The sequence below is a fragment of the Luteococcus sp. H91 genome (genome assembly GCF_038433135.1).
Taxonomy (GTDB): domain Bacteria; phylum Actinomycetota; class Actinomycetes; order Propionibacteriales; family Propionibacteriaceae; genus Luteococcus.
The window spans coordinates 1-15,452 of record NZ_JBCDMV010000041.1; the positions used below are offsets into that span (position 1 = coordinate 1).

18 protein-coding genes are annotated in these 15,452 nt (G+C 67.7%); 10 read left to right on the forward strand and 8 right to left on the reverse strand.

Features of this window, described 5'->3' with window-relative positions; translation table 11 throughout:
• Nucleotides 1-345: 345 nt before the first annotated feature.
• Nucleotides 346-936, reverse strand: coding sequence for a TetR/AcrR family transcriptional regulator (locus tag AAEX57_RS15735; RefSeq protein WP_342093240.1), 591 nt, complete (start codon nucleotides 934-936; stop codon nucleotides 346-348).
• A gap of 208 nt (nucleotides 937-1,144) precedes the next feature.
• Between AAEX57_RS15735 and AAEX57_RS15740 the strand changes: the two genes are divergently transcribed.
• From AAEX57_RS15740 to AAEX57_RS15760, 5 genes are all read left to right on the forward strand, one after another.
• Nucleotides 1,145-2,320: an acyl-CoA dehydrogenase family protein gene (locus tag AAEX57_RS15740; RefSeq protein WP_342093241.1), complete on the forward strand. Its 1,176-nt coding sequence runs from the start codon at nucleotides 1,145-1,147 to the stop codon at nucleotides 2,318-2,320.
• Nucleotides 2,321-2,423: 103 nt separating this feature from the next.
• Nucleotides 2,424-3,602, forward strand: coding sequence for an acyl-CoA dehydrogenase family protein (locus tag AAEX57_RS15745; protein WP_342093242.1), 1,179 nt, complete (start codon nucleotides 2,424-2,426; stop codon nucleotides 3,600-3,602).
• A 139-nt stretch (nucleotides 3,603-3,741) separates the two neighbouring features.
• Entirely contained in the window at nucleotides 3,742-4,092 is a 351-nt protein-coding gene (locus tag AAEX57_RS15750; protein ID WP_342093243.1) for a hypothetical protein, read from the forward strand.
• Nucleotides 4,093-4,210: 118 nt separating this feature from the next.
• The gene (locus AAEX57_RS15755; protein ID WP_342093244.1) at nucleotides 4,211-4,903 is read left to right on the forward strand and encodes a response regulator transcription factor; all 693 of its coding nucleotides are present in this window, start codon (nucleotides 4,211-4,213) and stop codon (nucleotides 4,901-4,903) included.
• Entirely contained in the window at nucleotides 4,903-6,021 is a 1,119-nt protein-coding gene (locus tag AAEX57_RS15760; protein ID WP_342093245.1) for a sensor histidine kinase, read from the forward strand. Before AAEX57_RS15755 ends, AAEX57_RS15760 begins: the two co-directional genes overlap by 1 nt.
• Before the next feature lie 65 nt (nucleotides 6,022-6,086).
• On the opposite strand, the gene AAEX57_RS15765 is transcribed toward AAEX57_RS15760, so the two are convergent.
• Complete coding sequence (locus AAEX57_RS15765; protein WP_342093246.1) at nucleotides 6,087-6,902, reverse strand: DUF2202 domain-containing protein; 816 nt, start codon at nucleotides 6,900-6,902, stop codon at nucleotides 6,087-6,089.
• A gap of 108 nt (nucleotides 6,903-7,010) precedes the next feature.
• On the opposite strand from AAEX57_RS15765, the gene trxA reads away from it, so the two are divergent.
• Together trxA and AAEX57_RS15775 are read left to right on the forward strand one after the other, a co-directional pair.
• The gene (trxA, locus tag AAEX57_RS15770; RefSeq protein WP_342093247.1) at nucleotides 7,011-7,379 is read left to right on the forward strand and encodes a thioredoxin; all 369 of its coding nucleotides are present in this window, start codon (nucleotides 7,011-7,013) and stop codon (nucleotides 7,377-7,379) included.
• Nucleotides 7,376-7,786, forward strand: coding sequence for a rhodanese-like domain-containing protein (locus tag AAEX57_RS15775; RefSeq protein WP_342093248.1), 411 nt, complete (start codon nucleotides 7,376-7,378; stop codon nucleotides 7,784-7,786). Before trxA ends, AAEX57_RS15775 begins: the two co-directional genes overlap by 4 nt.
• 169 nt (nucleotides 7,787-7,955) lie before the next feature.
• Here the strand turns inward: AAEX57_RS15775 and AAEX57_RS15780 are convergent, their stop codons facing one another.
• The 3 genes from AAEX57_RS15780 to AAEX57_RS15790 form a co-directional block, all read right to left on the reverse strand.
• Nucleotides 7,956-8,516, reverse strand: a complete 561-nt coding sequence (locus AAEX57_RS15780) for a hypothetical protein (protein WP_342093249.1) — start codon at nucleotides 8,514-8,516, stop codon at nucleotides 7,956-7,958.
• A gap of 259 nt (nucleotides 8,517-8,775) precedes the next feature.
• A complete protein-coding gene (locus AAEX57_RS15785; protein ID WP_342093250.1) occupies nucleotides 8,776-10,056 on the reverse strand; it encodes a citrate synthase in 1,281 nt (426 codons plus the stop codon).
• Nucleotides 10,057-10,324: 268 nt separating this feature from the next.
• Entirely contained in the window at nucleotides 10,325-11,515 is a 1,191-nt protein-coding gene (locus AAEX57_RS15790) for a S8 family peptidase (protein ID WP_342093251.1), read from the reverse strand.
• A gap of 224 nt (nucleotides 11,516-11,739) precedes the next feature.
• Here AAEX57_RS15790 and AAEX57_RS15795 point away from each other — a divergent pair, with 224 nt between their 5' ends.
• The 3 genes from AAEX57_RS15795 to AAEX57_RS15805 all read left to right on the forward strand — a co-directional run bounded on the left by AAEX57_RS15795 (nucleotide 11,740) and on the right by AAEX57_RS15805 (nucleotide 13,419).
• Entirely contained in the window at nucleotides 11,740-12,288 is a 549-nt protein-coding gene (locus AAEX57_RS15795) for a YceI family protein (RefSeq protein ID WP_342093252.1), read from the forward strand.
• Nucleotides 12,289-12,493: 205 nt separating this feature from the next.
• The gene (locus AAEX57_RS15800) at nucleotides 12,494-12,760 is read left to right on the forward strand and encodes an acylphosphatase (RefSeq protein ID WP_342093253.1); all 267 of its coding nucleotides are present in this window, start codon (nucleotides 12,494-12,496) and stop codon (nucleotides 12,758-12,760) included.
• Nucleotides 12,761-12,891: 131 nt separating this feature from the next.
• Entirely contained in the window at nucleotides 12,892-13,419 is a 528-nt protein-coding gene (locus AAEX57_RS15805; protein WP_342093254.1) for an Rv0909 family putative TA system antitoxin, read from the forward strand.
• A gap of 70 nt (nucleotides 13,420-13,489) precedes the next feature.
• On the opposite strand, the gene AAEX57_RS15810 is transcribed toward AAEX57_RS15805, so the two are convergent.
• From AAEX57_RS15810 to AAEX57_RS15820, 3 genes are read right to left on the reverse strand one after another with little or no spacing between them, the layout of a single operon-like run.
• Nucleotides 13,490-13,837, reverse strand: coding sequence for a metallopeptidase family protein (locus AAEX57_RS15810; RefSeq protein ID WP_342093255.1), 348 nt, complete (start codon nucleotides 13,835-13,837; stop codon nucleotides 13,490-13,492).
• A gap of 16 nt (nucleotides 13,838-13,853) precedes the next feature.
• The gene (locus AAEX57_RS15815) at nucleotides 13,854-14,666 is read right to left on the reverse strand and encodes a hypothetical protein (RefSeq protein ID WP_342093256.1); all 813 of its coding nucleotides are present in this window, start codon (nucleotides 14,664-14,666) and stop codon (nucleotides 13,854-13,856) included.
• A gap of 53 nt (nucleotides 14,667-14,719) precedes the next feature.
• Entirely contained in the window at nucleotides 14,720-15,235 is a 516-nt protein-coding gene (locus AAEX57_RS15820; RefSeq protein WP_342093257.1) for a DUF1707 SHOCT-like domain-containing protein, read from the reverse strand.
• Nucleotides 15,236-15,452: the final 217 nt, after the last annotated feature.

Here is a 15,452-nt window from a genome sequence, read left to right on the forward strand (position 1 = left end):
GGCAGTGGAACCGACGCCTACCCGCAGCGCATGCGGGACCTTGTCACACCCCCATGCCAGAATCATGACTACGAGACCGGCAACGACGCTGGACCGTTGACCAACCAGCCCTCATGAAAGATCGAGGTTAGGGAATTGTGGGTGAGCTTGGGTGGTGACTGATCGTCGATACGAATGGCGATTCGTATTGAATTGCAGGAAAGGTAGCAAGCAGCTCACGGCAAAGTCAATGGTTTTGGGGGTCCCATGTTTCGGGGCCTCGACGGGCTCGGCCATCGTGGTCACGTTGGGCAGGGAACCTGCCACGGTCCCCGAGCTTGTCGAGGGGTTGCGAAAAGGGGCGCCCTACTTGGCGTCGGGCATGTCCGTGCGCAGCAGACGCAGGGCCGCGTTGGCGTAGAAGTCGCACAGCACGTCCAGGGGCTGGCGGCCGTCGGGCTTGTACCACTGGGAGACGCCGGTGCCCATGTCGATGATGAAGTAGGCGACGATCTTGGCGTCGGGGGTGGTGAAATCGCCCGTCGCAACACCCTCATTGATCAGATCGATCCAGTGTTGCACGTAGTCACGGCGCAATTGACGGACCTGGCCGGCGTAGGGCTCCTGCAGCGCCTTGACCTCTCGGTTGGAGACCCGCACGGGCGCGGCGTGCTCGGCGTGGAAACGCGCGTGGTTGCGCATCGCCGCCACCACCTTGTCCCGCGGGCTGCTCAGCCCGGCCAGGGATTCGTCGTACTGACGCAGCAGTTCCTGGTGGATCCACAGGCTGATCTCGCCCAGCACCTCCTGCTTGGAGGAGTAGTGGTTGTACAGGCTCGAGGCGCGCATGCCGAGCGCCCGCGCGATGTCCTCCATGCCGGTGCCGTAGTAGCCACGCTCATCGAAGAGCTGGATGGCGGCGGTGCGGATCTGGGTGCGCCGGGTGATGCTGGCCATGGCAACTCCGAATCTGGTGGTGGCAAGTGCTTTCGTCGGGCTGGCCCGACGAGTGGGATCGAACCCTTGACAGCCTACGGGGTGCCGCTCATACTAGTCGAAACGAATCGCCATTCGTAAAGCGGTCAATTCACGGGACTTGGATCAAGGAAGATCCGGGTCATCTCGAACCTTGCTTGTGCAATTTCCCAACGCAGAAAGGCTCGCCATGCCTCAGGAAATACTCGCGGACTCGACGGATTTCTATGCCCTGTTCTCCGACGTCGAGGGCTCCGACCAGGATTTCTGGCAGCGCGCCCGCCAATTTGGCTCCGAGGCGGCGCCCGAGATCAACGACTGCTGGGAGCAGGCCACCTACCCGGTGCACCTGGTCAAGCGGATGGGTGAGCTCGGGCTGGTCTCCGACGGTCTGGACATTCCCGGCCTGGACACCATGTCCCCGCTGGCCGCCGGCCTGGTGATGATGGAGATTGCCCGCTGCGACGTCTCGATGGCCGCCTTCGTCGCCATCCAGGGCGGGCTGGTGCTGCGCTCCATCCACAGGTATGGCTCCGACGAGCAGAAGCAGCAGTGGCTCACCCCGCTGGCCAAGGCCGAGAAGCTGGCCGGCTTCGGGCTGACCGAACCCACCCACGGCTCGGACTCCGTCGCGCTGGAGACCACCGCCCGTCGCGACGGCGACGAATGGGTGATCAACGGCCAGAAGATGTGGATCGGCAACGGCGGCGTCGGCGACATGACCGTGATCTGGGCCCGGATGGACGACGGCGAGGTCGGCGCCTTCCTGGTTGACCAGAAGACCCCCGGCTACTCCGCCGAGATGATCACCGGCAAGGTCTCCTTCCGGATCATCCCGCAGGCCACCATCACCATGACCGACATGCGCGTGCCGGAGAGCTGCCGGATGCCCGGCGCGACGTCCTTCAAGTCGGCCGCGACGGTGCTTTTCTCCACCCGCTCAGCGATCTCCTGGATGGCGCTCGGTTCCGCGATGGCCTGCTACGAGGCGGCGCTGAAGCACTCGCTGGAGCGACAGCAGTTCGGCAAGCCGCTCGCCAGCTTCCAGTTGATCCAGCAGCGGCTGGCCAACATGCTGCAGGACCTGACCAGCATGGCGCTGCACTGCCGTCGGATCGCGGATCTGGAGGCCGCCGGCAAGCTGGTGCAGCAGCAGGCGTCGATGGCCAAGCTGCACAACACCCGCGCCGCCCGACGGATTGCCGCCGACGCCCGCGACATGCTCGGTGGCTCCGGCATCCTGCTGGAGAACAACGTGATGCGCCACATGGCCGACATCGAATCCATGCACACCTTCGAGGGCACCGAGTCGATCCAGTCGCTGATCCTGGGCAAGAAGATCACCGGCATCGGCGCCTTCCGCTGAGCCAGGCATCCGACCGAACCCCGATCCCCAAGCTTGTCGAGGGGCCTCCACCCGCGGCGCCCCCCAGCCCGTCACCGCCGAAGCCCCCGAAAGGACCATCCCGATGACCAACGAGATCCTCTCCACCAGCACCACCGACTTCTTCTCCGTCTTCGCCGATGTCGACGGTGCCGACCTGGCCGCCTGGCAGCGCGCCCAGACCTTCGGCGCGGAGTGCGTCCCGCAGATCGCCGGGCCGTGGGAGCGCGCCGAGTACCCGCTCAATCTGGTCAAGCGACTCGGTGAGCTCAACCTGATCGCCGATGGCCTCGATGTGCCCGGGCTGGAGAAGATGTCTCCGCTGGCCGCCGGCCTGGTGATGATGGAGGTGGCGCGCGCCGACGCGTCGATGGCCACCGTGATCGCGGTGCAGGGCGGCCTGGCGCTGCGCTCCATCCACATGTGGGGCTCCGACGAGCAGAAGGAGAAGTGGCTCGGTCCGATCGCCCGGTGCGAGAAGCTCGCCGCCTTCGGCTTGACCGAGCCCGACCACGGCTCCGACTCGGTCGCGCTCAGCACCACCGCCCGTCGGGATGGCGACGAGTGGGTGCTGAACGGCCAGAAGCGCTGGATCGGCAACGGCTCGGTCGGAGACGTCACCGTCATCTGGGCGCGGATGGACGATGGCGAGGTGGGCGGCTTCATCGTCGAGCAGGACACCCCCGGTTATGAAGCCGAGACCATCCAGGGCAAGGTCTCGATGCGCGCCATCCCGCAGGCGTTGATCACCATGACCGACATGCGGGTTTCCGAGGCCAATCGGCTGCCCGGCGCGACCAGCTTCCGCGCCACCTCCAGCGTGCTGTTCACCACCCGATCCGGGATCAGCTGGATGGCGCTGGGTTCCGCGATCGCCTGCTACGAGGCCGCGCTGGAGCACGCCCAGACCCGGATCCAGTTCGGCAAACCGCTGGCCAGCTACCAGTTGATCCAGCAGCGACTGGTCAACATGCTCGATGAGGTGACCAGCATGGCCATGTACTGTCGTCGCCTGGCGGACTTGGAGGCCGCTGGCAAGCTGATCCCGCAGCAGGGCTCGATGGCCAAGCTGCACAACACCCGCGCCGCCCGACGGGTCGCCGCCGAGGCCCGCGACATGCTCGGTGGCTCCGGGATCCTGCTGGAGAACAATGTGATGCGCCACATGGCCGACATTGAGGCGATGCACACCTTCGAAGGCACCGAGTCCATGCAGTCGCTGATCCTGGGCAAGAAGATCACCGGGGTGGGCGCCTTCCGCTGACTGATCGCCGAGCCTGTAGGGGGCCGACCGGCTCGGCCGTCGTGGTCGGGTTGGCACACGGACATTGACCCACCCCCCCCGAAGGGGATGATTGAGGTGAGCCGCGTCGGGCCCGACGCCGTGAGTCAAGGGGGTTGCCATGAAGAGACCAACGGTCACCGTGTTGCTGGCGATGTTGTTCGTCGCGACGGCCTTCTTGGGCGTGGTCGGAGTCGGCGGCGCCGGATTCCCCTGGTTGGGCTGGGCAGTCAGCCTGGCCGCGATCCTGGTCTGCGTCGCCGGGATGCACTGGCTCTGGCCCCGATCGCGTGGGGCCGCGCTCGGCCTGATCTGGCTGGCCTGCACCCTGCAGTTCGTCCTGCTCTTGTCCTGGGACTGGGAGTTCCCGCTGCTGTTGTGGTTCTACGGCGGGCTCTTCTCCGGCATCTTCCTGCTCTTCCTGATGGCCCTGCTCTATCTGGGCCCGGGCCGGGTAAAGCCGCTGAACTGACCCTCGCTCTGGGTGCCATCGGGGCACACCAGGTGCCGACGGGTTTCACGTGGAACCCGGGGACCAATCCGCGTCGACACCCTCGTGCCGAGCGGCCGGACTCGATAGCGTCATGACCATGGCCAGAGTTCTGGTGGTTGACGACGAAAGCGGCATCCGCACGGTGCTGCGGGAGTACCTGCGCGCCGACGGACATGAGGTGGTGGAGGCCGCGACCGGGCGCGAGGCACTGGATCGCTTTGCCGCCCAGACCTGCGACCTGGTGCTGCTCGACGTCGGGTTGCCGGACATCGACGGGCTGGAGGTGCTGCGGCTGCTGCGCCGCGAGTCCGATGTCTACGTGATCCTGGTGACCGCGCGCACCGAGGAGGTCGACAAGCTGGTCGGGCTGCAGGTGGGCGCCGACGACTACATCACCAAACCCTTCAGCCCGCGCGAGGTGGCCGCCCGGGTCAAGACCGTGCTGCGCCGCGCCCGGCAGGACGTCGCGGCCCCCGAGGTATCCCGGGCGATGGACTTCGGCACGCTGCGGATAAACCCCGAGCGGCGCGAGGTCACTCGTTCCGGCGTCGGGATCGACCTGTCCGCCCTGGAGTTCGACCTGCTGCTGGCGATGGCCGGATCCCCCGGCCGGGTCTGGTCGCGTCGCCAGCTGCTGGAGCACGTCTGGGGCGGCGACTTCTTCGGCGACGAGCGGGTGGTGGACGTGCACATCCGCAACCTGCGTCGGGCGCTGGGCGACGACGCCACCAGCCCCAGCGTGATTGCCACCGTGCGCGGCGTCGGCTACAAGTTCCTGCCGGGTGCCTGATGCGTCGCCTGTCCGTCCGCCTGGTGATCAGCCACCTGTTGGTGGCGCTGGTGGCCAGCCTGACCATCTACGCCGTGGTCCACTGGTGGGCGCCGGCCCTGTTTGACCAGTCGCTCTACGGTCAGGGACCCGGCGCGGGCCAGGGGGCCGGGCAGGGCATGGGGCAGGGATCGGGATCCGGTGCCGGCCGCGGTGCCGGGTTGGGTCTGCGTCGCCAATTCGCGGACGCCGTGAACCGAGCGGTCGTGGTCGGCGGCCTGGTGGGGGTGCTGGCCGCGGGTGCCGTGGCGGTGCTGCTCGCCCGCCGGATCACCCGACCCCTGCTGGAGCTGCGCGAGGCCGCCCGGCGGATGGCCGACGGTGACTACCGGGTCAGCGTGCCCAACAGCTCCACCGCGGAGATCGCCCAGCTGGCCCACGACATCGACAGCCTGGGCGCCCAACTGGCCGACACCGAGGCCCGTCGCGTCCGGCTGATCGGTGAGCTGGCGCACGAACTGCGCACCCCGATCACCGTCGCAAACGGTTATCTGGAAGGGATGATGGACGGCGTGCTGCCCACCGACGCCGAGCGGCTCGCCCTGGTGCAGGAAGAACTGCGACGAGTGACCAAGCTGAGCAGCGACCTCTCCGCGCTCTCCCGGGCCGAGGAGGGCCGGCTGGAGATGCACCCCGAGGCGATCCGGCTGGACGAGGTGGCCGCCCGGGTCTGCGACCGGCTGCGCCCCCAGGCCACCGACGCCGGGATCGAACTGCTGGTGCGTTCCCAGCCCACCCCGATCACCGGCGACGGCGACCGGCTCTCCCAGGTGCTGACCAATCTGGTGGGCAACGCGCTGCGCGCCACCCCACGCGGTGGGCGGATCACCGTCGACTGCCAGCCGCAGGGCCCCGACGCCGTGCTAGTGGTCACCGACACCGGCGTCGGACTGGCCGGCGCCGACGTGGAGCGGGTCTTCGAACGCTTCTACCGCGCCGGCGAGGTACGCCCCGACGGCGGCACAGGGATTGGGCTGACCATCGCCCGCGGGATCGTCGAAGCCCACGGCGGTACGTTGACCGCCAGCTCACCCGGCCTGGGCCGGGGTGCCAGTTTCACCGTCCGGCTTCCGCGTTAGCTGGCATGCCGCCCCAGCCCGAGATCTGGGACGGCGCCGCCGGTTGGGGGTGGGGCTTGTGGGGGTCAGCGGTTGAACTGGCAATCGGCGCGCGGGGTGCCCTTGCCGGCGCCCCGGCCCTGTCCGCGGCCCATGCCCTGGCCCTGCTGACCAGCCGTGCGGCCCTGGCCGGCGCGCTGCCCGGCCTGCTGCCCGCGGCGCTGTCCCTGACCAGCCTGGGCCTTCTTGCCCGCCTGGGAATTCTGGCCCAGCCGGGCACCCTGCCCGGCGTGGCCACCCTGGCCCATCCCGCTGCCCGTCTTGCCCTGGGAGGCGGCGGTGAAGGCGCGCAGGTGGTTCTGCGAGCCGGCCAGCAGCCGCTCGAAGACGTACTTCACGTCGGTCTGCTTGACGGTCTTGAGTTCGGCCTTCAGGTCGGCGATGTCCCGCTTCTCCAGGGCGATGCCCACCTGGTAGGCCTCGGTCAGGGACTTGCTGCCCTGCGCCAGCCAACCATCGTAGAGGCCCTGGATGGCCGGATCGGCGTACGTGCCGGCGGGCAACCCGGCGGCCGGGTCAGCGACGCCATAACGGGTGAGCAGCATGCCCACCGAATCGAAGTGCCGCTGCTCGCTCAGCGTGATCCGGCTGAAGGGCAGGGCGTCGTCGTACTTCTTGGCCAGCGCGGCGTAGAGGTCGCGGGCCATCCGCTCCTCCTCGCGGCTGAAGGTCAGCGCCTTCGCCAGGCTGGCGTCGGCCTTCTGGGCGGTATTCGTGGGGGCCGACGCGGGGGCGGGGCTTGGAGTGGGGCTGGACGGCCCGGCCTGGGCAATGCCGGTCAGGCCGACACCGGAGAACAGCACCGCGGACGCAACCAGGAGGGATCGCTGTTTCGTGTTCATGGCTCAAGCACACCGTCGCCGGATGAAGGCGGATGCGGGGCCAGTGTGAAGATTGTGTCAAGCACCACGGACTGCGGGATTTATACCCCCTCGGGTATTATCCAATGCATGGCAACCATCGACATCGACAAGGACAACATCGAGGCGACGATCGGCAGCGGCATGGTGCTGCTGGACTTCTGGGCAAGTTGGTGCGGCCCGTGTCGGCAGTTCGCGCCGATCTTCGAGACCGCCAGCGAGCAGCATCCCGACGTGGTCTTCGGCAAGGTGGACACCGAGGCCGAGCCCGAGATCGCCGGCTCCGCCCAGATCCAGGCCATCCCGACCCTGATGGCCTTCCGCGACGGCATCCAGGTCTTCCGCCAGTCCGGCGCCCTGCCCGGCCCGCAGCTGGAGCAGCTGATCGAGGCCGTCAAGGGCCTGGACATGGACGACGTGCGCGCCCAGATCGCCGAGCAGGAAGCCAAGGGCGAATGACCACCCGTCGCCAGCTACTGCTGGTAGTCGCCGGGCTCGTAGCGTTTCCGGCCTTGTCGGCCTGCGGTTCCAGTAGCTCCGGCAAGAATGGCGACACCCTGACGGTGGACGAGTTCGCCGATCGGGTGGGCCAGGACGGAGTCGTCGTTCTTGACGTCCGAACCCCGCAGGAATTCGCCGAAGGCCACCTGCCGGGGGCGAAGGTGATCGACATCGAGGCCGCCGACTTCGCCGGCAAGATCGACGCCCTGGACAAGTCGGCCAAGCACGCCGTGTACTGCCGTACCGGCCGTCGCTCCGCGGCCGCGATCGACCACATGGTCCAGGCCGGCTTCACCGACGTCGCCCACTTGGAGGGCGGAATCACCGCCTGGCAGGGGGCGGGGAAGCCGGTGACCCAGTCCTGACCCAGTCGGGGCCCAACGGGCCCGGCCCTTGCGGGTGGGTGGGCTGCCCGGCCAGGCCAAGGCCTCCGAGCTTGTCAGGGGCACAGCAGAGGGTGGGTGGCATCACCGAAACGGTGACACCACCCACCCTCACGTGGTCGATCTGGGGCTCAGCCCGTCCGACGACTGGTCAGGACTTGGGCCACTGCAGCCCGGCGCTGCCGTCGGCGGGCGCTTGGGCCTCCGGGGTGGGGGCCTGCTCGACGGGAGCCTGCTGCACCGGGGCATCCTCGACAGGAGCGGTAGGGGCCTGGGCCGGATCTGCCGGGGCAGCCGGATCAGCCTGAGCGGCGGGGGCCTGGTTCAGCACGCCCTGGATCTGCTCGATCATCGCGGTCTCCTCGGGCGAGACGCCCTTGGCGGCCTCGGCAACCTGCTGGCAGGCGGCGGTCACGTAGTTCTTCAGGGCGGTGGCGGTGGCGGGGTCCTTGCTGGCCACCTGGACGGCCTCGGACAGGTTCGCCAGCAGCTTGCTGACCATCTCCTCCTTGCTGGAGGCCTGCGGAGGCATGCTCATGCCGCCCTTGATCACCTCCACGAACTCGGCGGGGGCGGAAGCCAGGGCCTTGGATGCGGCCATCGACTCCTTGAACGTCGCGAGGAATCCCGGCTCGGCCTGCGAGACGAGCGCAACCGCGCCCATCGCACCCTTGCGGATGGTTTCGTTCTCTTCATTGGTGAACTGGCTCATGCCCCCAGTCTGCTGCCGCGCGACAGCTCGCGACAGGGGTATCGCCGTCGGCGGAATCTGCCCCTCGTCCGAGAGGGCGGGGCTGGTCGGCTGCAATCCTGGCGGGAAGATCGTGGGTTGGCACGATCCAGAATCCTTGGGAGACCGCCTGGCCCGCCAGAAGTGCACCTCCGCGCTTCCTCGCCGGCGGACGTTGCCGAGAAACGCAGGACGGGGCCCCACCTGCCGGTGGGGCCCCGCTGCTCTGCTCAGGGTGCGGTCAGCGCTGGTCGAGCGGCACGTACGCGCGCTCGGTCTGGCCGACGTAGATCTGGCGCGGACGGCCGATCTTGGTGGAGGCATCGGCCTGCTGCTCGCGCCACTGGGCGATCCAACCGGGCAGACGGCCGATCGCGAACAGCACGGTGAACATGTTGACCGGGAAGCCCATGGCCTCGTAGATCAGACCCGAGTAGAAGTCGACATTCGGGTACAGCTTGCGCTGCTGGAAGTACTCGTCGTTCAGGGCGGTCTGCTCAAGCTCCTGGGCGATGTCCAGCAGGTCGCGGCGGCCGGCCTTCAGCTTCAACACCTCGTCGGCGTGCTTCTTGATGATGTTGGCGCGCGGATCGTAGTTCTTGTAGATCCGGTGACCGAAGCCCATCAGCTTGATGCCGGACTCCTTGTTCTTCACCTTGTTCACGAACTCCTGCACGCTCATGCCGGAATCCTTGATCTGCTGCAGCATCTCCAGGACTTCCTGGTTGGCGCCGCCGTGCAGCGGGCCGGAGAGCGCATTCACGCCGGAGGCAACCGAGGCGTACATGTTGGCCTGCGAGGAGCCGACCAGGCGCACGGTGGAGGTGGAGCAGTTCTGCTCGTGGTCGACGTGCAGGATCAGCAGCACCTCGAGGGCGCGGGTGATGGCGTCGTCGATCTCATAGGGCTCGGCCGGGTTGCCGAAGCTCATCCGCTCGAAGTTCTCGATGTAGCTCAGCGAGTAGTCCGGGTACATGGTGGGCTTGCCGATGGAGTTCTTGTAGCCATAGGCGGCCAGGGTGGGTACCTTGCCCAGCAGGCGCGCGGTGGCTTCCTCGATCTGGTCGGGGCGGAAGCCGGTGAAGTCGCTGTCGAAGGTGCTCAGGCCCATGATACCGGCGGCCAGCACGGGCATCGGGTGCGAACGACGCGGGAAGCAACGGAAGAAGTCCCGCATCCGCTCGTCGATGATCATGTTGCGGGTGATCCGCTCCTCGAAGGTGGCCAGCTGCTCGGCCGTGGGCAGCTCGCCGTAGATCACCAGGTAGGCGGTCTCCAGGAAGGTGGACTTCTCCGCCAGCTGCTCGATCGGGTAGCCGCGGTACTGCAGGATGCCCTTGTCGCCGTCGATGAAGGTGATCGCGGACTTGCACGACGCGGTGCTGGAGAAGCCCTGGTCGTAGGTGGTGTCGCCGGACTGCGCGAGCAGCTTGGAGATGTCGTGGCCGTTGTTGCCCTGGGTTGCTTCAAGGTAGGGGAGCTCGACCTGCTTGTCCCCATAGCTGAAGGTGGCTTGCGTCATGAACAGTTCCTCCTTGAACAGAGACCCGCGGGGCCCCGGCCGAGTGGTCTTGTGCGGCATGTGCACGTGCGCTGGCGCTCGTTGCCAGCGGATGACGATCACGATACCGCGTCGCGGCCCGGCAGGAAATTGAGCATTCTACGGGGTGGTCCATCGAGCCCGACGAGTGGGGTCGGACCTCAGGCCTGCCCGGGGCTTCCCTCCCGGCACCATCCCCTTGCCCAGAAGGACAGGGCCGATGGCGCGAGGGGGGCCACGGTGCGGGGATTCAGCGGGCCGGGGTGACCCGGCTCACCGTGTACAGCATCCGGTTGGGCGTTCCCTTGGTCGGATTGATGATCACATTGCGTGCTGCCTGGGTCACGATCTGGGAGTGCACCTGGGCAGGCGTCCAGCTGGGGCGGGCCTGCAGCACCAGGGCCGCCGCCCCCGAGACGAAGGGCGCCGCCATCGAGGTTCCCGAGTCCGAATTGGTGGCCGTGGAGCTGCCGATCCAGGCTGACCGGATGTTGGTGCCGGGCGCATACAGGTCGATGCAACTTCCGTAGTTGCTGGTGGGGGACTGGTAGTTGGTGGTCGACGCATTGGCGACGGTCAGGACGGCGGGCACATTGGCCGGGCCGTAGTTGCAGGCCGGGCCGGGCTCACCACCCTCGGGCGCATTGCCGCCGGCGGCAACCACGGTCACGCCGTCGTTGATCACCTTCTGGGTGGCGGCGGTCAAGTTCTTGCTGACCGCACCGCCCAGGCTGACATTCAGCACCGCGGGCTTTCCGGCCAGATGGTTGCGCACCACCCACTCCATCCCGGCCAGCATGTCCGACTCGTAGCCGCCGCCGTCGCAGTCCAGTACCTTGACCGGCACGATGGTGGCCTTCTTCGCGACGCCGTGCCGGGTGCCGGCCAGGATCCCCGCGACGTGCGTGCCGTGCCCGGCGCAGTCCTTGGGGGCGGTGCCGGGGGAGACGTAGTTGGGACCATTCTTGATCCGCCCGGTGAAGTCGGTGTGCGAGGCGTTGATCCCGGAATCCAGGATGTAGGCCGTCACTCCTGCCCCGGTGAGCTTGCTGGAGTAGCTGCGGCTGGGGCGCGAGCTGAGCTGGTCGATGCGGTCCAGACCCAGGGGCGGGTTCACCTGGGTGCCCGCGGCGTGGATCCGTCGGTCGGGCTCGACGGAGACCACCCCGCGGCGGCCCTTCAACCGTTTGGCCTCGGCGGCGGTCATCGTCGTCGCCATGCCGGGGAAGATCTTCTGGTAGGTGTGTCGCGGCTTGGAGCCGGCGGCGCCCGCGGCTCGCACGGACTGCATCGACGTCGGGTTGTCGAAGCGGACGATCCAGCGGGTGCGCGGCTCTGGTGCCGCGTCGGTCGGGGCGGTGGCCAGCGTGGTGGCGCCGAGGGCGGCGACCGTGACGGCTGCCAGGGTGCGGGCTGAACGGGGAGGGGTGATCCGGAACATGGATTGCCTTTGCGCATGGGGGGCCGGGCTGAGGCTCACTGTAGAACAGCCCCGTCTGCAGAGTCACTGTGACGGGACGGTCCACCGACCCAGCACCCGGGCCAAATGGGGTGGCCGCGGCGGCCGAGCTGAAGATGGCTTGCCACGTGTGGTTTTCTTGATCCGGGAGCGGACGCTTCCCCGCCGGCCGCCCGGCGGACCCTGTGCCCCCGAGGAGATGCAAGATGACCGACATGATGAGTCTCGAGGGCAGCTACGCGCTCGACAAGACCCACTCATCCCTCGCCTTCGTGGCCCGCCATTCGATGATCACCAAGGTGCGCGGCATCTTCACTGAGTTCACCGGAACAGCCCAGGTGCATGGCCAGGATCCGGCCAGCAGCAGCGTGACGGTGGACGTCGACGTTGCCTCCGTCAGCACCGGCAGCGAGGATCGCGACCACCACCTGACCAGCGGTGACTTCTTCGACGTCGCCCAATTCCCGCGGATCGCCTTCGTCTCCACCGGGGTGGAGGCGGTGGACTCCGACACCGTGGAGATCACCGGCGACCTGACCATCAAGGGCATCACCAAGCCGGTGACGATCCCCTTCGAGTTCACCGGCTCCGCCACCGATCCCAGCGGCAATGAGCGGATCGGTTTCGAGGGCCGGGCCGAGGTGAACCGGCGAGACTTCAACCTGACGTGGAATGCGGCCTTGGACACCGGCGGCGTGCTGGTGAGCGAGAAGATCCTGCTGGAATTCGAGGTCTCGGCGATCAAGCAGGGCTAGGCCCCCAGGCCGGGATGGAACAACCCCGCCGCGGTGAAGTACCGGCTGGCGGGGTTGTCCACGCCGGCAGACTCGGGGGGTTTCCGCCAGCCGAGAAATTGTGCCAAGCGGGAAACGCAAGGCGCAACTGGGTCATTCGATCAGCCAGTTGTTCCGTCACGAACCAGTCTGCCGCCGGCTCCCGCCGGATGTCATGATGGCGGGCATGAGAGCCGTAGTCGCCACCGTTCACGGACAGGTACAGGGGGTCGGATTTCGCTGGCGCTGCCTGCAGCAGGCCGAGCAGACCGGCGTCGCGGGCTGGGTGCGCAACCTGCCCGATGGCACCGTGGAGGTCTGGATCGAGGGAGAGGATGCCGCCGTCGACGCCCTGGTCGCGTGGTGCCAGGAGGGCCCGCGATGGGCCCGGGTGGATTCGGTTGATCTGCGACCGGTTGCCCCCAAGGGAATGGTTGATTTCGACGTGCGCTGACCCTGATCTCGGGGTTTGCTCAGGGGTTGTTCGCTGTGGGCGTCGCCATTTGGCTGTACGACCGCGGGGGCAGCCCCCTACCGTTGAAATGAAGGCCAACGCGGCCATTCGATCACGATCAGGAGACGATCATGACGCAGTACAACGACGAAGCACACAAGACCGACGCCAAGCAGGCCGCTGCCGACGCAGCCGCCAAGGCCAAGGCGCAGGCTGACGCCGCGAAGGCCACCGCGCAGGAGAAGGCCGAGGCCGCCAAGAAGGCCGCCCAGGAGAAGGCCGACAAGCTGAAGGCCGGCACCGCGGGCGCCCAGGACAAGGCCAAGGAGGCCTCCGACAAGGCCAAGGAGGCCGCCGCCAAGGCGAAGAAGGCCGCCGACGAGGCCGCCAGCAAGGCTGGCGAGGCCGTCCACAAGAACCGCGAGAAGATCGACAGCACCGTCGAGAAGGCCGCTCAGGTCATCGACTCCAAGACCCAGGGCAAGGCCACCGGCGTGGTCACCAAGGTCAAGGAAGTCATCGCCAAGGCACTGGACAAGACCGAGGGCAAGCGCTCGGCCGGCACCAAGGTGGAGAATGCGGCCGACGACGTCGCCAACAAGTTCTCCGACGTCGCCGACGACGTGCAGCACAAGGCTGAGGGCGACAACCGCTTCTGAGCCGCCCGCAGCACCCGACGAGGGCTCCGACCGGATGTGAACCGGCCGGGGCCCTCGTCTGTTCCGTGGATCATCCCCAGCCGAGCTCGTGCACCCGTTCGTCGTCGATCCCGAAGAAGTGGGCAATCTCGTGCACGACGGTGGTCAGCACCTCGTCGGCCACCTCCTCCCGCGTGTGGCAGAGCTCCAGTGTGGGCAGGCGGTAGACGAAGATTCGATCCGGCAGCATGGCGGTGTAGGTGCCATCCCGCTCGGTCAGCGGAATGCCCTCATAGAGCCCCAGCAGCCCAGGCTCCTCCTCATTGGCGTCCTCGACGATCAGCAGGCAGTTGTCCACCAGCGCCATCAACTCGTCGGGAATCTCATCCAGCGCCCGTTCGACGAGTTCCTCGAACTCCTCGGCATCCATCCTGATCATGCTGTTCCCCGATCGTTCAGCGTGACTGGGGCGGTGTCAGTGATGCGCCATCCTCGACGCACCAGGCGACGAAATCCCTGACATCCTTGCCCCGTTGGCCTTGGGAACGATACCGGCCGCGCCTGTGCGGTTCCTCCCGAATCCGCAGCGCCTCCGTGGCCAGCGGATGCCAGCGCTCGTCCAGCTGCTCCAGGATGTAGCGCCCGCCGCCGCTCTTGGAGGTCATTTGGCCGGTGGCCAGCAGGTGGTGCAGCCGGGCGGCACCCAGGGTGCACCAGGCGATCGCGTCGTCGCGGCGCCCCGCGATCATCCAGCCCAGCTTGAGCTCCTTGGCGGTTCGCCCCCAGTACCGGGCGAGGTTGGCGTGGGAGTACTGCCACAGCCGGGCCGGGTCCTGGCTGATCCCCAGCCGCGACGGTTCCCGCCCGGTGATCCGGATGCCGCGTTCGTCCAGCTCCGCCCAGCTGACCGGGTTCAGATCCAGCCGGTCCTCCGCGACGAACGTCCCGCCGAGGGTGCAGGGCACACCCGGGCACTCGTCGGGGCCGCGCTGCAGGTCTCCCAGCAGCACGTGGTGGCCGTCGAAGTCGTGCTCCGGGAACTCGAACCAGATCTGGGTGTGCGCCGCCTCCAGCGCCTGCAGGTCATGCACCCCCGGCCGGCGGCTCAGCACCGCGGTGAAGTCGACATCCGAGCTGGGGAAGAACTCCCCCCAGGTCAGCGACCCGCGCAGGTAGAGCCCCTCCAGCAGATCCTCGGAGGAGTTGTTGATGGCGTGGGTGAACGAGGCGCAGATCTGGTGCACCACCTCGGGAAGCTCACCGGCCATGGATCGACCCTAGTGGCTGGGGTGGTTGGGGCGCGGGAGGCCACGTGATTGGATCAATCCTTCCCGATCTCTCGCGGGTTGGGCCGTTGCACACCATGGCGCCGGTAGTGCTCATCCAGCTGGCGCTCGTGCAGTGAGTTGGCCAGGGCTGGCCCCAACCAGAAACACCACAGTGCCATCACCGGAACCAAGGGCCCCAACCGACCGCGGGAAGCACCGACCAGCACGATGGTGGCCACGAACAGACCCCAGTGGGCCCACCACGGGGTCTCGGCCGTGGGCTCGCCCTGATCCTCCCAGGCAACGGGAGCCTTCTCGCCCGGATTCCCGGTGGGCGCGTAGACAGCTGGGGCCCGCTCATGGCCGGGGCGCCGCCCGGGCAGGTCCCGGAAGAGCGCGTCCAGCTGGCTCAGGGTGCGGGCCTGCAGCGCCTGGCCGATCCGCTCGTCGAACTCCGCAGGGTCGATTCGGCCGGCGGTCAGGTGATCGCGCAGCAGTTCCGCGGCATCCTCACGTTCTGCGTCGCCGATCCGGGGTTCCGGGAGGTTGGGACTGGCTGGCTGGCTCATGGGCTCCATTCTGCTCCGTCAGGGGGCATGGCGGATTCGCGGAGGCCTCTTCGAACCCGGCGACCGGTGTCGGGGGACGGTCTCGGTGGATAGCCCGGAGATTTCACGGGGGTGGCTGGACGTGAAGGAGGGAAGTGCCCTCTGACCTGCGAAGATACCGATTGTCTAGGTCTGTATCAGCGTGGTTGAAGGAGCACTTCCCAGGTGAACAAGCGTA

What these genes read in the sequence shown, in the direction of transcription:
- AAEX57_RS15735 (WP_342093240.1), bottom strand. Translation starts at nt 936, where the DNA reads ATGGCCAGCATCACCCGGCGCACCCAGATCCGCACCGCCGCCATCCAG.
- AAEX57_RS15740 (WP_342093241.1), top strand. Translation starts at nt 1,145, where the DNA reads ATGCCTCAGGAAATACTCGCGGACTCGACGGATTTCTATGCCCTGTTC.
- AAEX57_RS15745 (WP_342093242.1), top strand. Translation starts at nt 2,424, where the DNA reads ATGACCAACGAGATCCTCTCCACCAGCACCACCGACTTCTTCTCCGTC.
- AAEX57_RS15750 (WP_342093243.1), top strand. Translation starts at nt 3,742, where the DNA reads ATGAAGAGACCAACGGTCACCGTGTTGCTGGCGATGTTGTTCGTCGCG.
- AAEX57_RS15755 (WP_342093244.1), top strand. Translation starts at nt 4,211, where the DNA reads ATGGCCAGAGTTCTGGTGGTTGACGACGAAAGCGGCATCCGCACGGTG.
- AAEX57_RS15760 (WP_342093245.1), top strand. Translation starts at nt 4,903, where the DNA reads ATGCGTCGCCTGTCCGTCCGCCTGGTGATCAGCCACCTGTTGGTGGCG.
- AAEX57_RS15765 (WP_342093246.1), bottom strand. Translation starts at nt 6,902, where the DNA reads ATGAACACGAAACAGCGATCCCTCCTGGTTGCGTCCGCGGTGCTGTTC.
- trxA (WP_342093247.1), top strand. Translation starts at nt 7,011, where the DNA reads ATGGCAACCATCGACATCGACAAGGACAACATCGAGGCGACGATCGGC.
- AAEX57_RS15775 (WP_342093248.1), top strand. Translation starts at nt 7,376, where the DNA reads ATGACCACCCGTCGCCAGCTACTGCTGGTAGTCGCCGGGCTCGTAGCG.
- AAEX57_RS15780 (WP_342093249.1), bottom strand. Translation starts at nt 8,516, where the DNA reads ATGAGCCAGTTCACCAATGAAGAGAACGAAACCATCCGCAAGGGTGCG.
- AAEX57_RS15785 (WP_342093250.1), bottom strand. Translation starts at nt 10,056, where the DNA reads ATGACGCAAGCCACCTTCAGCTATGGGGACAAGCAGGTCGAGCTCCCC.
- AAEX57_RS15790 (WP_342093251.1), bottom strand. Translation starts at nt 11,515, where the DNA reads ATGTTCCGGATCACCCCTCCCCGTTCAGCCCGCACCCTGGCAGCCGTC.
- AAEX57_RS15795 (WP_342093252.1), top strand. Translation starts at nt 11,740, where the DNA reads ATGACCGACATGATGAGTCTCGAGGGCAGCTACGCGCTCGACAAGACC.
- AAEX57_RS15800 (WP_342093253.1), top strand. Translation starts at nt 12,494, where the DNA reads ATGAGAGCCGTAGTCGCCACCGTTCACGGACAGGTACAGGGGGTCGGA.
- AAEX57_RS15805 (WP_342093254.1), top strand. Translation starts at nt 12,892, where the DNA reads ATGACGCAGTACAACGACGAAGCACACAAGACCGACGCCAAGCAGGCC.
- AAEX57_RS15810 (WP_342093255.1), bottom strand. Translation starts at nt 13,837, where the DNA reads ATGATCAGGATGGATGCCGAGGAGTTCGAGGAACTCGTCGAACGGGCG.
- AAEX57_RS15815 (WP_342093256.1), bottom strand. Translation starts at nt 14,666, where the DNA reads ATGGCCGGTGAGCTTCCCGAGGTGGTGCACCAGATCTGCGCCTCGTTC.
- AAEX57_RS15820 (WP_342093257.1), bottom strand. Translation starts at nt 15,235, where the DNA reads ATGAGCCAGCCAGCCAGTCCCAACCTCCCGGAACCCCGGATCGGCGAC.